At 67.4% G+C, this 12021-nt stretch carries 11 protein-coding genes; 8 read left to right on the top strand and 3 right to left on the bottom strand.

Annotated features, from left to right (window positions below; genetic code table 11):
• Nucleotides 1–2: 2 nt before the first annotated feature.
• The 4 genes from ftsX (at nucleotide 3) to rpoH (ending at nucleotide 3665) form a co-directional block, all read left to right on the top strand.
• Nucleotides 3–950, top strand: a complete 948-nt coding sequence (gene ftsX / locus CR918_RS17240) for a permease-like cell division protein FtsX (RefSeq protein WP_025878610.1) — start codon at nucleotides 3–5, stop codon at nucleotides 948–950.
• A gap of 7 nt (nucleotides 951–957) precedes the next feature.
• Nucleotides 958–1800, top strand: coding sequence for a response regulator (locus CR918_RS17235; RefSeq protein ID WP_025878611.1), 843 nt, complete (start codon nucleotides 958–960; stop codon nucleotides 1798–1800).
• A 9-nt stretch (nucleotides 1801–1809) separates the two neighbouring features.
• Nucleotides 1810–2535: a uracil-DNA glycosylase gene (ung, locus tag CR918_RS17230; protein WP_033832381.1), complete on the top strand. Its 726-nt coding sequence runs from the start codon at nucleotides 1810–1812 to the stop codon at nucleotides 2533–2535.
• Nucleotides 2536–2789: 254 nt separating this feature from the next.
• Nucleotides 2790–3665: an RNA polymerase sigma factor RpoH gene (gene rpoH, locus CR918_RS17225; protein WP_025878613.1), complete on the top strand. Its 876-nt coding sequence runs from the start codon at nucleotides 2790–2792 to the stop codon at nucleotides 3663–3665.
• Between the two features lie 129 nt (nucleotides 3666–3794).
• On the opposite strand, the gene purD is transcribed toward rpoH, so the two are convergent.
• The 3 genes from purD to purH are packed head-to-tail and all read right to left on the bottom strand — an operon-like array spanning nucleotide 3795 to nucleotide 7616.
• Nucleotides 3795–5078 (bottom strand): phosphoribosylamine--glycine ligase, encoded by a 1284-nt coding sequence (gene purD / locus CR918_RS17220; RefSeq protein ID WP_099843905.1) that lies wholly within the window; start codon nucleotides 5076–5078, stop codon nucleotides 3795–3797.
• A 58-nt stretch (nucleotides 5079–5136) separates the two neighbouring features.
• Nucleotides 5137–6015: a hypothetical protein gene (locus CR918_RS17215; RefSeq protein ID WP_099843903.1), complete on the bottom strand. Its 879-nt coding sequence runs from the start codon at nucleotides 6013–6015 to the stop codon at nucleotides 5137–5139.
• A gap of 17 nt (nucleotides 6016–6032) precedes the next feature.
• Nucleotides 6033–7616: a bifunctional phosphoribosylaminoimidazolecarboxamide formyltransferase/IMP cyclohydrolase gene (gene purH / locus CR918_RS17210; RefSeq protein WP_025878616.1), complete on the bottom strand. Its 1584-nt coding sequence runs from the start codon at nucleotides 7614–7616 to the stop codon at nucleotides 6033–6035.
• 213 nt (nucleotides 7617–7829) lie between these two features.
• Here purH and CR918_RS17205 point away from each other — a divergent pair, with 213 nt between their 5' ends.
• Genes CR918_RS17205 through CR918_RS17190 form a run of 4 tightly spaced genes read left to right on the top strand, consistent with a single transcriptional unit; the run spans nucleotide 7830 to nucleotide 12009 of the window.
• Nucleotides 7830–8450: a CDP-alcohol phosphatidyltransferase family protein gene (locus CR918_RS17205; RefSeq protein ID WP_099843901.1), complete on the top strand. Its 621-nt coding sequence runs from the start codon at nucleotides 7830–7832 to the stop codon at nucleotides 8448–8450.
• Between the two features lie 39 nt (nucleotides 8451–8489).
• The gene (locus CR918_RS17200; protein ID WP_099843899.1) at nucleotides 8490–10241 is read left to right on the top strand and encodes a bifunctional alpha/beta hydrolase/class I SAM-dependent methyltransferase; all 1752 of its coding nucleotides are present in this window, start codon (nucleotides 8490–8492) and stop codon (nucleotides 10239–10241) included.
• The gene (locus CR918_RS17195; protein ID WP_099843897.1) at nucleotides 10241–11575 is read left to right on the top strand and encodes a phosphatase PAP2/dual specificity phosphatase family protein; all 1335 of its coding nucleotides are present in this window, start codon (nucleotides 10241–10243) and stop codon (nucleotides 11573–11575) included. Before CR918_RS17200 ends, CR918_RS17195 begins: the two co-directional genes overlap by 1 nt.
• Complete coding sequence (locus CR918_RS17190) at nucleotides 11572–12009, top strand: hypothetical protein (RefSeq protein ID WP_099843895.1); 438 nt, start codon at nucleotides 11572–11574, stop codon at nucleotides 12007–12009. The genes CR918_RS17195 and CR918_RS17190 overlap by 4 nt, the downstream gene beginning before the upstream one ends.
• The last annotated feature ends 12 nt before the right edge of the window (nucleotides 12010–12021 follow it).

Below are 12021 nucleotides of genomic sequence, written 5' to 3'. Positions count from 1 at the left end.
CCATGGCCAAGAACGAAAACACCGAAGCTGCTGCGCCGTCGCGCCTGGGCGTGTGGTTCCAGCACCACGTGCACAGCGTGGTGTTCAGCCTCGGCCGTGCCTGCCGCAAGCCGTGGGCGACGCTGCTGACCGTGATGGTCATGGCGCTGGCCCTGGCGCTGCCGCTGGGCCTGTCGATCGCGCTGGACAACCTCAAGCAGTTTGCCGGCAGCGTGCAGCAGTCGCGCGACATCAATGTCTTCCTGAAGGCGGACGTCGACGGCCCGGGTGCGCTGCGCCTGGCCGGGGAGCTGCGCGACCGCCCGGACGTGGCCAGTGTCACCGTGCGCACGCCGGAGCAGGGCCTGGAGGAACTGCGCCAGGCCGGCCTCGGCGAAGCCATCGACGCACTCAACGACAACCCGTTGCCCTCGTTGCTGGTGGTCACCCCCGGCCAGGGCCAGGACGATGCACGGCTGGCACGCGCGCTGGAAAGCCTGCCCGGTGCCGACCTGGTGCAGCACGACGCCCTGTGGCGGCAGCGCCTGGATGCCTGGCTCGCGTTTGGTGCGCGGCTGGTGCAGGTGCTGTCGGTGCTGCTCGGCGCCGGTGCCGCGCTGGTGGTCGGCAACACCGTGCGCCTGGACATCCAGGCCCGCCGCGAGGAAATCGGCGTGCTGCAGCTGCTCGGCGCCAGCGATGGTTTCATCCGCCGCCCGTTCCTGTACCTGGGCGCCTGGTATGGCCTGGGCGCCGGTGCGGTCGCGCTGGGCCTGATCGGCATTGCCGGTGCCGCCCTGCGCGCGCCGCTGGCCGAGCTGTCGCGCAGCTACGGCAGCCCGTTCGTGCTGCATGGCCTGGACCTGCTGCATGGCAGCCTGGTGCTGCTTGGCACCTTGTTGCTGGGCTGGCTGGGTGCATGGCTGGTGACCGGCCACTTCCTCCGCCAGACCCGCCCGACCGACACCTGAGACCGGCATGCAACCGCAAGCGCTGAAGCACCTTGAAGGGCCCGCGACGCGGGTGATGGTGGTTGACGGCTCCAAGCTGGTGCGCAAGCTGATCGCCGACGTCCTGCAGCGCGATCTGCCGGGCGTGGAGGTGATCGGCTGCGACAGCATCGAAGACGCACAGCATGCGCTGGCGCAGGGGCCGGTCGATCTGGTCACCACCTCGTTGACCCTGCGCGATGGCGACGGCCTGGCGCTGGCGCGGATGGTGCGCGAAGCGGCAGGGCAGGCCTATGTGCCGGTGATCGTGGTCTCCGGCGACGCCCAGCAGCACCTGGAGCAGCGCCGCTTCACCGAGTACGTCACCGACTACTTCGACAAATCGCTGGGCCACGAGGCCCTGGCGACCTTCGTGCGCGGCTACGTGCAGCCGCAGACCATTCCCGGCGCGACCATCCTCTACATCGAGGACAGCCGGGTGGTGGCCGAGGCGACCAAGCGCATGCTCGAGCGCCAGCAGCTCAACGTGATGCATGTGGTCAGCGCCGAAGAAGCGTTTACCCTGCTCACCGCCGAATCGCTCGGGCGCAGCCGCCATCGCATCGATCTGGTGCTGACCGATGTGACCCTGAAGGGAGAGCTGAGCGGCCGCGACGTGGTGCAGCGCGTGCGCGTGGACTTCGGCTACGGCAAGCGCCGCCTGCCGGTGCTGGTGATGACCGGCGATGGCAATCCGCACAACCAGACCGGCCTGCTGCAGGCCGGCGCCAACGATCTGGTGCTGAAGCCGATCGAAGAGCGCCTGCTGATCACCAAGGTGCTGTTCCAGCTGCGGCTGGCCCGGTTGAATGATGGACCCCTGTTGCGATGACGTGTTGCGATGATCGATGAAGTAGTGGACACCCCGGCGATCCAGCTGGAACCGAGCTGGAAGCAGCGTGTGGGTGATTACCTGCTGCAGCCGCAGATGCGCGAGCTGTCCAGCTTCCTGCGGCAGCGCAAGGCCAGCGGTGCGGCGGTGTTTCCGCCTGGACCGCAGATCTTCGCCGCCTTCGATGCGACCCCGTTCGATCAGGTGAAAGTGGTCATCCTCGGCCAGGACCCGTACCACGGCCGTGGGCAGGCCCATGGCCTGAGTTTCTCGGTGCAGCCGGGCGTGCCGGTGCCGCCGTCGTTGTTGAACATCTACAAGGAAATCGAGGGTGACCTCGGTATTGCCCGCCCGGACCACGGCTGCCTGATTCCCTGGGCGCAGCGCGGCGTGCTGCTGCTCAACGCGGTGCTGACGGTGGAAGAGGGCAAGGCCGGTGCGCACCAGGGGCGCGGGTGGGAAGGCTTCACCGACCACGTGGTGGACGTGTTGAACCGTGAGCGCGAGGGCCTGGTGTTCATGCTCTGGGGTGCCTACGCGCAGCAGAAGGGCAAGGTGATCGATACCGGCCGCCACCGCGTGCTGAAAGCCCCGCATCCCTCGCCGCTGTCGGCCCACCGCGGCTTCCTCGGCTGCCGTCATTTCTCGATGGCCAACGAGTACCTGCAGCGCCGTGGCCAGGCGCCGATCGACTGGTCGCTGCCGCCGCGGGCGACGCTGGCGCCATCGGGCTGAACGGCGAACAACACTGCCCCCTGTTGAATGGGCGAAACCGCCGCCTGTTCAGCTGCCTTTGACCCGGAATAGCCGGGCTTTCCGGGCTAGTGGGTTGAATTCCAAGGGATTGTGTATCCCGAAAAGCGCGCTCGCCACTGTCATCAAATCGCGTTACGGTAGGGTTCTGTTTGGGACCAGTGTTTCATCAGTGGAATGCTGGAACTTTTTCCTCCTTTAGCAGTCCAAATCCCAGACTGCTAAGATGGGTGCCTATGAGCCAGAACACCTCTACTGCCCTTGTGGCAAACAATCTGCCGATTCCCAGTGCGCTCGGTTCGCTGGACGCCTATATCGGTGCCGTGCACCAGATTCCGGTGCTGTCGGTCGATAACGAACAGGACCTGGCCCGTCGCTTCCGCGACGGCAACGATCTGGACGCTGCCCGTGAGCTGGTGCATTCGCACCTGCGCTTCGTGGTGCACGTGGCCCGCGGTTACAACGGCTACGGCCTTGCGCTGGGCGACCTGATCCAGGAAGGCAACATCGGCCTGATGAAGGCGGTCAAGCGCTTCGACCCCGACATGGGCGTGCGCCTGGTGTCCTTCGCCGTGCATTGGATCCGTGCCGAGATGCACGAGTTCATCCTGAAGAACTGGCGCATCGTGAAGGTCGCCACGACCAAGGCGCAGCGCAAGCTGTTCTTCAACCTGCGCAAGTCGAAGAAGCGCCTGGGCTGGATGAACGCCGCCGAAGTCAGCGCCGTGGCCAAGGACCTGAACGTGTCCGAGCGCGAGGTGCTGGAAATGGAATCGCGCCTGTCCGGTCGCGATATCGGTTTCGATGCCCCCACCGATGAAGACAACGACCACGCGCCGCCGTCGCCGGCTGCGTATCTGGTGGCCAATGACGAAGATCCGTCGATGGCCTACGAGCGCGAGGACAGCGAAGACAACCAGATGCAGCTGCTGCGCGAAGGCCTGGCGGAACTGGATGCGCGTTCGCGCGACATCATCCGCCGCCGTTGGCTGGATGCGGACAGCAAGGTGACGCTGCAGGAGCTGGCGGACGAGTACGGCGTATCGGCCGAGCGTATCCGCCAGGTTGAAGCGAACGCGCTGAAGAAGATGAAGGCGCTGTTCACCGCATAAGGCGGCGAAGCGTTTGAGTAATGGAAAGGCCCGGCATTGCCGGGCCTTTTTTTTCCTGCTGGATCCACGCATGGCGTGGATCTACGTCGCGACCCAGTAGATCCACGCCACGCGTGGATCAGCGCGGTCTCAGATTTCCCGCGCGATCGCCCGCCAGCCGATGTCGGTGCGGTGGAACTCGTTGGCCCAGGTCACCTTCGCCACGCCCGCGTACGCGTTCGCCTGCGCCTCGCGCACGCTGTCGCCCAGCGCCGCCACGCACAGCACGCGGCCACCGGCGCTGAGCACCTGACCCTGCGCATCCAGCGTCGTTCCTGCATGGAACACCTTGGCCGTTGCCGGCACATCATCCAGGCCGGAGATCACCTCGCCGGTAATCGGCGATTCCGGGTACGGCTTGGCTGCCAGCACCACGCCGAGCGACGGGCGCGGATCCCATTGCGCGTCCACCTGGTCCAGGCGGCCATCGATCGCCGCGTCCACCAGGTCGACCAGATCCGACTGCAGGCGCAGCATCACCGGCTGGGTTTCCGGGTCGCCGAAGCGCACGTTGAACTCGATCACCTTCGGCGCGCCGCTGGCATCGATCATCAGGCCGGCGTAGAGGAAGCCAGTGAACGGGATGCCGTCGGCGATCATGCCCTGCACGGTCGGGTTCACCACCTCGCGCATCACGCGGGCGTGCACGTCCGGGGTGACCACCGGGGCCGGCGAGTACGCACCCATGCCGCCGGTGTTCGGGCCGGTGTCGCCGTCGCCGACGCGCTTGTGATCCTGCGAGGTGGCCATCGGCAGTGCATGCACGCCATCGACCATCGAAATGAAGCTGGCTTCCTCGCCGTCGAGGAATTCCTCGATCACCACGCGTGCGCCGGCATCGCCGAAGGCGTTACCCGAGAGCATGTCGCGCACTGCGTCTTCAGCCTCGGCCAGGGTCATGGCCACGATCACGCCCTTGCCGGCGGCCAGACCGTCGGCCTTGACCACGATCGGTGCGCCCTTCTCGCGCAGGTAGGCCAGTGCCGGCTCGATATCGGTGTGCACCGAATAGAACGCGGTGGGAATGTTGTGGCGCGCCAGGAAATCCTTGGCGTAGGCCTTGCTGCCTTCCAGCTGCGCGGCCGCCGCCGTCGGCCCGAAGATGCGCAGGCCGGCAGCGCGGAAGCGGTCGACCACGCCGGCCACCAGCGGCACTTCCGGGCCGACCACGGTCAGCGCCACGCCTTCGGCCTGGGCCAGGGCGAGCAGGCCATCGATGTCGGTGACCTTCACCGCGACGTTGCGGCACTTGTCTTCGTTGGCGCTGCCGGCATTGCCGGGCGCCACGAGCACTTCAGTGACACGGGAGGACTGGGCCAGCTTCCATGCCAGGGCGTGTTCGCGGCCGCCAGAGCCGATGACAAGTACGTTCATCACGAGATTCCAGATTGCGTGGGAAGGGAAGTTCCAGGTCCCCGGCGGTGCGTGTGCGTCATTCGCAGCCTTCGCGTTGCAGCGATTCGGGGAAGGAGTAGGTCCAGGACTTCGGGTCCAGGGTGAAGCGATGTTCCTGACGCACCCGCTTGCCGCCGCAGGTGTTGCCGGATTCCTCGATCAGCAGTGGCCAGATGCGCGCACTGCGGTCGCTGTCGTCGAAACGCAGTGCGAAATCGATGCTGAAGCGGCGGGTGCGGCAGTCTTCGGCGGTATCGGGGTCGGCGGCCGCGTCGACGTTCTCGCATTCGTACTGGGCGTCGTTGTCGATGTGGCTGCGCACGTTGCCGGTGCTGGTCAGGCCTTTCGGGCCCGGCAGGACCAGGGTCTGCGAGAGCAGCGAGAAGCCCTGGCCGAACCAGCCATCCTCGACGCGGAAGCCGTAGAAATCGCTGCCGGCGCGGATGATGCTGGCGGTGCCGGGCTGGCCACCACTGCCGAAGCGCTCGCCGGTCAGTTCGCTGGTTACCCCGAAGCCATCGCCCTTGGGCTGCAGCACGAAGAACTCGATCGTTCCCGGGTCGATATGCGCGCCATCGACCAGCGCACCGCACACCGCCAGTAGTTGTTGCCAGCTGTCACCGGTCACCACCGGTTGCTCGGCGCAGACCTGCCAGTCGATCGCGCGCGTTTCATCGTCCTGGGTCCAGCTGCCGCGCCATTGGCCGGAAAGCTTGGCGTCCTTGCCGTAACGCCCGGTCAGGAAGGCCTGCAGCCGCGCGGTGCGACTGACATGCGCTGCCGGTTCGCTGGCGGCGGGCTTTGCCGCATCTGCCTGGGGGGCAGATGCGGGCTCGGCGGCCGGCTTGCAGCCGGCCAGCAGGGCCGTGCCAGCGAAGGCGAGCACGGCAAGCGGTTTCAAAGAGACTGCAGACATCCGTGTCGCTCCAGGTATCAGTGGCGGAAGTGGCGAACGCCGGTGAACACCATGGCCAGGCCATGTTCATCGGCGGCAGCGATGACTTCAGCATCGCGCATCGAACCGCCCGGCTGGATCACCGCCTTGATGCCGGCGGCGGCAGCGGCGTCGATGCCGTCGCGGAACGGGAAGAACGCATCGGAGGCCATCACCGACCCTTCGACCACCAGGTTCGCGTCGGCGGCCTTGATGCCGGCGATGCGAGCCGAGTAGACGCGGCTCATCTGGCCGGCACCCACGCCGATGGTGCGGTTGTCCTTGGCGTAGACGATTGCGTTGGACTTCACGAACTTGGCGACCTTCCAGGCGAACAGCAGGTCGGTGAACTGCTTGTCGGTCGGTGCCAGCTTGCTGACCACCTTCAGTTCGTCGCGGGTCATGCCGCGGTTGTCCGACGACTGCAGCAGCAGGCCCGAGCCCACGCGCTTGTTGTCGAAGTTGTTCAGGCCATCGCCGTGCGGGATGCGCAGCACGCGCACGTTGGCCTTCTTCTGCGCGTATTCCAGCGCGGCCGGTTCGTAGTCCGGCGCAATCAGGACTTCAACGAACTGGCGGTCCAGGATCACCTGCGCGGTGGCTGCATCGAGCGGCTTGTTGAAGGCGATGATGCCGCCGAAGGCGCTGGTCGGGTCGGTGGCGTAGGCCAGCTCGTAGGCATCGCCGTTGCCGGCGCCAACGGCCACGCCGCACGGGTTGGCATGCTTGACGATGACACAGGCCGGCGCGTCGAACTGGCGCACGCATTCCCAGGCTGCATCGGCATCGGCCAGGTTGTTGTAGCTCAGCTCCTTGCCCTGCAGCTGCTGGAAGGTGGCCAGCGTGCCCGGCACCGGATGCAGGTCGCGATAGAACGCGCCGCTCTGGTGCGGGTTTTCGCCGTAGCGCAGGTCCATCACCTTCACGAAGGTGGAATTCATCTGCGCCGGGTATTCGGCGCGCACCGGCACGGCGGCGTCGGTGGCGGTGACGGCCGACAGGTAGTTGCTGATCGCCGCGTCGTACTGGGCAACGCGGTTGAATGCGGCCACCGAGAAGGCGAAACGGGTGCCGGCCGACAGCTGGCCGTCGTTGGCATCCAGCGAGGCCAGCAGTTCGGCGTACTGCGACGGGTCGGTGGCCACCGCCACGCGGGCGAAGTTCTTGGCCGCCGAGCGCAGCATCGCCGGGCCGCCGATGTCGATGTTCTCCACCGCGTCGGCCAGGGTGCAGTCCGCCTTGGCAGTGACCGATTCGAACGGGTACAGGTTCAGCACCAGCAGGTCGATGGCACCGATGCCGTGTTCGGCCATCACCGCGTCGTCCAGGCCGGAGCGGCCCAGCAGGCCGCCATGCACCATCGGATGCAGGGTCTTGACCCGGCCATCCATCATTTCCGGGAAGCCGGTGACCTCGGCGACGTCCTTCACGGCCAGGCCCGCATCGCGGATCGCCTTGGCGGTACCGCCGGTGGACAGCAGCTCCACGCCGCGTGCAGCCAGCGCGGTGGCCAGCTCGACCAGGCCGGTCTTGTCGGAAACGGAGAGGAGGGCCCGGCGGACGGGCAACAGATCAGCAGTCATGGGGACAGGGCAATCGGCAGCGGAGCGGGGCCGATATTGTAGGCGGTGGGGGCCGGTGGCGGGCGCTGGTGGGGGAAATTGGCCGGTGCAGACTCCCGTCCTGGTCCGCTCGGCAGCACCTGCATGGGCCGGCATTGGGCGCAATTCGATACGTGGCGCTGTCGCAATCAGGTAGGCTGTGCCCGCACTGCCAAGGATTAGCGGGTTCAGATCGTGTCGATCTATGCATTGAAAGGACGTTTCCAGGACCTGCTGCGTCCGGCCGTACACGGCCTGTACCGCATGGGGATCACCGCCAACACGGTGACCGTGGCTGCGGCCGTGGTCTCGCTGCTGGTGGCCGCTGCGGTGTGGTGCTGCGCTCCCACCCAGCCGCTGCTGTATCTGGCCCTGCCGCTGTGGATGCTGCTGCGCATGGCCCTCAACGCCGTCGACGGCATGCTGGCCCGCGAATTCGGCCAGCAATCGCGGCTGGGCGCCTATCTGAACGAGTTGTGCGATGTGATCGCCGACGCGGCGCTGTACCTGAGCCTGCTCAGCGTACCGGGCGTGCGCCCCGAGGCACTGTGGCTGCTGGCCTGGGCCGCCGCGCTGAGCGAGTACGCCGGCGTGCTGGGCCTGATGGTCGGCGCCAGCCGCCGCTATGACGGCCCGATGGGCAAGAGCGACCGTGCGTTCGTGATCGGCGTGCTGGGCCTGCTGCTGGCGTTTGGCTGGGCAGGCGCGACCGTGGTCAGCGCGGTCGCCGCACTGGCCGCACTGCTGTGTGGGATGACGGTGGTCCGTCGCGTACGCCAGGGATTGAAGGAAGCCGCGGCGATATCGCAGCGGTAAGCACAACACGATTACACGCCCTATCCATACGGAGATTGCATGCGTCAGGCGCAGGAACGGGAATTCCACAGCTTCGACCAGGTGCCGCTGTTCTACCGGTACTGGCCGAGCACCACGGCAACCACGCCGGCCAAGGCCATCGTGCTGCTGCATCGCGGCCATGAACACTCCGGCCGGGTCACCCATCTGGTCGACGAGCTGGACCTGCCCGACACCGCGTTCTTCGCGTGGGATGCGCGCGGCAATGGTCGCTCGCCCGGCACGCGCGGCGACGCACCGGGCTTCCCGGCGCTGGTGCGCGACCTGGACAGCTTCATCGCCCACCTCAGTGCCGAGCATGGCATCGCGGTGGAGGACATCGTGGTGATCGCGCAGAGCGTGGGCGCGGTGGTTGCCGCCACCTGGGTGCATGACTATGCGCCGCGGCTGCGCGCGCTGGTGATGGCTTCGCCGGCATTCAAGGTGAAGCTGTACGTGCCGTTCGCACGCGCTGGACTGGCGCTGATGCAGAAACTGCGCGGCAACTTCTTCGTCAACAGCTACGTCAAGCCGCAGTGGCTGACCCACGACCCGGCACGGGTGGAAAGCTACCGCACCGATCCGCTGATCACCCGGCCGATCTCGGTGCGCGTGCTGCTGGGCCTGTACGAAGCGGCCGACCGCATCGTGGCCGACGCGCAGGCGATCAGCGTGCCGGTGCAGTTGCTGGTATCGGGCTCGGACTTCGTGGTGCACCGTGGCCCGCAGGACCGCTTCTACGAACGCCTGTCCAGCCCGATCAAGGAGCGCGTGCACCTGCCGGGCTTCTTCCACGACACCCTCGGCGAGCGCGACCGTGCGCCGGCGCTGGCGCGTATCCGCAGCTTCATCCAGGCACGCTTTGCCGAACCGCTGCAGGAGCTGTCGCGGCGCGATGCGCATCGGCATGGCCCGACCTTCGAGGAATCGGAGATCCTGTCGTGGCCACCGGAGCGCAACAGCCTGGCCGACCTGCGTTGGCGCGTGGTGCGCGGTGGCCTGCGTTTCGGCGGCACGCTGTCGGAGGGCATCGCGCTGGGCCTGCAGACCGGTTTCGATTCGGGCAGCACGCTGGACTACATCTACCGTGATGAGGCGCGGGGCAAGGGCCCGCTGGGCCGGATGGTCGACCGCAACTATCTGGATGCGATCGGTTGGCGCGGCATCCGCGTGCGCGGCAAGCACCTGCAGGAACTGCTGCGCGATGCCGCCCAGCGACTGCGCGGGCAGGGCGCGCCGGTGCGCGTACTGGACGTGGCGGCCGGCCATGGCCGTTACGTGCTGGAAGCACTCGGCCAGGGCGAACAGCGTGCCGACCGTATCGTGCTGCGCGATTTCAGCGATCTGAACGTAACGCAGGGCAAAGCCTTGATCGAGCGCCTCGGCGCGGCCGACATCGCCCGCTTCGAACAGGGCGATGCGTTCGATCCGGCGCAGCTGGCAGCAGTGGAACCGGCGCCGACGCTGGCGGTGGTGTCCGGCCTGTACGAACTGTTCCCGGACAACGATGCGGTGCTGCGTTCGCTGCAGGGCATCGCTGCGACGGTGCCGGTGGGCGGTTACCTGGCCTATACCGGGCAGCCGTGGCATCCGCAGCTGGAGTTCATCGCGCGTGCGTTGACCAGCCATCGTGGTGGCGCGGCGTGGGTGATGCGCCGCCGTACCCAGCACGAGATGGACGAACTGGTGCGCCTGGCCGGCTTCCAGAAGGTGGCCCAGCGCATCGATGACTTCGGCATCTTCACCGTATCGCTGGCACGACGGATCGCGTGATGGCGACGCTGGCGGCAACCGCATCATCCAGCGAGGCGCGCCCCTGGCGGCGCGCCCTGCTGTGGCTGGCCCTGCTCGGTCCATTCTTCTTCGCCAGCTATGGCTTCGCCAACTGGATGGCCGGCCGCCATGCCCAGCTGCCGGTGATGGCATTTGCCTGGGAGGCGCGGATTCCGTTCGTGCCGTGGACGATCGTGCCGTACTGGTCGATCGACCTGTTCTATGCGATCTCGTTCTTCCTGTGCCGGCGCCGGCTGGAGTTGGACCGGCACGCGCTGCGCCTGCTCAGCGCGCAGGTGATCGCGGTGGCGTGCTTCCTGTTGTGGCCGTTGCGCTTCAGCTTCGAACGGCCGGAAATCGGCGGTGTGTTCGGCTGGTTGTTCGACGTGCTGCTGGGCTTCGACAAGCCATTCAACCAGGCGCCGTCGCTGCATATCGTGCTGCTGATCGTGCTGTGGGTGAAGTTCGCGCAGTACCTGCACGGGGTCTGGCGGCTGGTGCTGCATGTGTGGGCGCTGCTGATCGGCATTTCGGTGCTGACCACGTTCCAGCATCACTTCATCGACATTCCCACCGGGCTGCTGGCTGGCTGGTTGTGCGTGTGGCTGTGGCCGGAGCAGGGCACGCCGCCGTTGCGTGCCTGGCAGGCTGCCGGTGACCCGAGGCGTTGGCGGCTGGCCGCGTTGTATGTGTTGGGTGCCGGCCTGCTGCTGGTGCCGGTGGTGATGCTGCGCGGCACCGCATTGTGGCTGCTGTGGCCCGTGGTGTCGTTGCTGCTGGTGTCGCTGGCCTATGCCGGGCTGGGCACAGCGGTGTTCCAGAAGCGCGCCGATGGCCGGTTGACGATGGCCGCGCGCTGGCTGCTGGCACCGTACCTGGGTGCGGCGTGGATCAACTCGCGGTTGTGGACGCGCCGTGCGCCGCAGCCGGTGCCGGTCGTCGACGCTGTCTGGCTGGGGCGCCTGCCAGGTGCCGCACTGCCGGCACCGCTGGTGGGCGTGGTCGACACCTGTGCGGAGCTGTCCTGCCGCGCGCCGGGGGCAGCGTACGCCAGCGTGCCGATGCTGGACCTGGCGGTGCCTTCGGCGGCGCAGCTGCGCGCCGCGGCAGATGCCATTGAACGCCTGCGCGGCCATGGCCCCGTCCTGGTCTGCTGTGCGCTGGGGTACTCACGTAGCGCGGCCAGCGTGGCGACCTGGTTGCTGCGCACCGGCCGTGCGCGCGATGTCGCTGACGCGGTGTCGATCGTGCGTGGCGCGCGGCCGTCGATCGTGCTGCATGACGTTCATCTACAGGTGATCGCGGCCGCTGCCGCGCAGGAGACCATTGCATGAGCGCCGTGCCCGATCTGCCGATGATGCATCTGCTGCTGCGGCAGGGGCGAGTGCCTGCCGCGTTGTCGCTGGGCCTGCTGCTGGTGGCCCTGTTGTTGCTGGGCATCGAGCCTGGGCTGGCGATGTTCGCCGCTGGCCTGCTGCTGCTGAGCCTGGTGGCAGGTGTTGTGCAGGCGTACTACGCGGTGCGGGTGCAGTTGGACGCCAGCCTGCTGCGTCTGCTGCAGCAGGAGGGCCTGCAGGGTGAAGTCGCGGCACAACGCGTGGACCAGGCGCTGCACACCGCTGGCCTGCGCAGGCTGGACGCACAGGCGCCGACGCGTGGCTGGGATGCGCGCTGGACCGGCATGCGGCGTCTGCTGATGCGCCAGTACGCCGCCACGCTGCTGCAGTTCGCTGCCCTGCTGCTGGCCGTGCTGTGGCCGCAGACCTGACCGGAGGTGCCG

Source organism: Stenotrophomonas indicatrix (assembly GCF_002750975.1).
Taxonomy (GTDB): domain Bacteria; phylum Pseudomonadota; class Gammaproteobacteria; order Xanthomonadales; family Xanthomonadaceae; genus Stenotrophomonas; species Stenotrophomonas indicatrix.
Note: the sequence above shows the minus strand (reverse complement) of the source record. Positions and strands in the feature narration are given on the sequence as shown.

What these genes read in the sequence shown, in the direction of transcription:
- CR918_RS17215 (WP_099843903.1), bottom strand. Translation starts at nt 6,015, where the DNA reads ATGTCTGCAGTCTCTTTGAAACCGCTTGCCGTGCTCGCCTTCGCTGGC.
- CR918_RS17200 (WP_099843899.1), top strand. Translation starts at nt 8,490, where the DNA reads ATGCGTCAGGCGCAGGAACGGGAATTCCACAGCTTCGACCAGGTGCCG.
- CR918_RS17195 (WP_099843897.1), top strand. Translation starts at nt 10,241, where the DNA reads ATGGCGACGCTGGCGGCAACCGCATCATCCAGCGAGGCGCGCCCCTGG.
- purH (WP_025878616.1), bottom strand. Translation starts at nt 7,616, where the DNA reads ATGACTGCTGATCTGTTGCCCGTCCGCCGGGCCCTCCTCTCCGTTTCC.
- rpoH (WP_025878613.1), top strand. Translation starts at nt 2,790, where the DNA reads ATGAGCCAGAACACCTCTACTGCCCTTGTGGCAAACAATCTGCCGATT.
- ung (WP_033832381.1), top strand. Translation starts at nt 1,810, where the DNA reads ATGATCGATGAAGTAGTGGACACCCCGGCGATCCAGCTGGAACCGAGC.
- purD (WP_099843905.1), bottom strand. Translation starts at nt 5,078, where the DNA reads ATGAACGTACTTGTCATCGGCTCTGGCGGCCGCGAACACGCCCTGGCA.
- CR918_RS17190 (WP_099843895.1), top strand. Translation starts at nt 11,572, where the DNA reads ATGAGCGCCGTGCCCGATCTGCCGATGATGCATCTGCTGCTGCGGCAG.
- CR918_RS17235 (WP_025878611.1), top strand. Translation starts at nt 958, where the DNA reads ATGCAACCGCAAGCGCTGAAGCACCTTGAAGGGCCCGCGACGCGGGTG.
- ftsX (WP_025878610.1), top strand. Translation starts at nt 3, where the DNA reads ATGGCCAAGAACGAAAACACCGAAGCTGCTGCGCCGTCGCGCCTGGGC.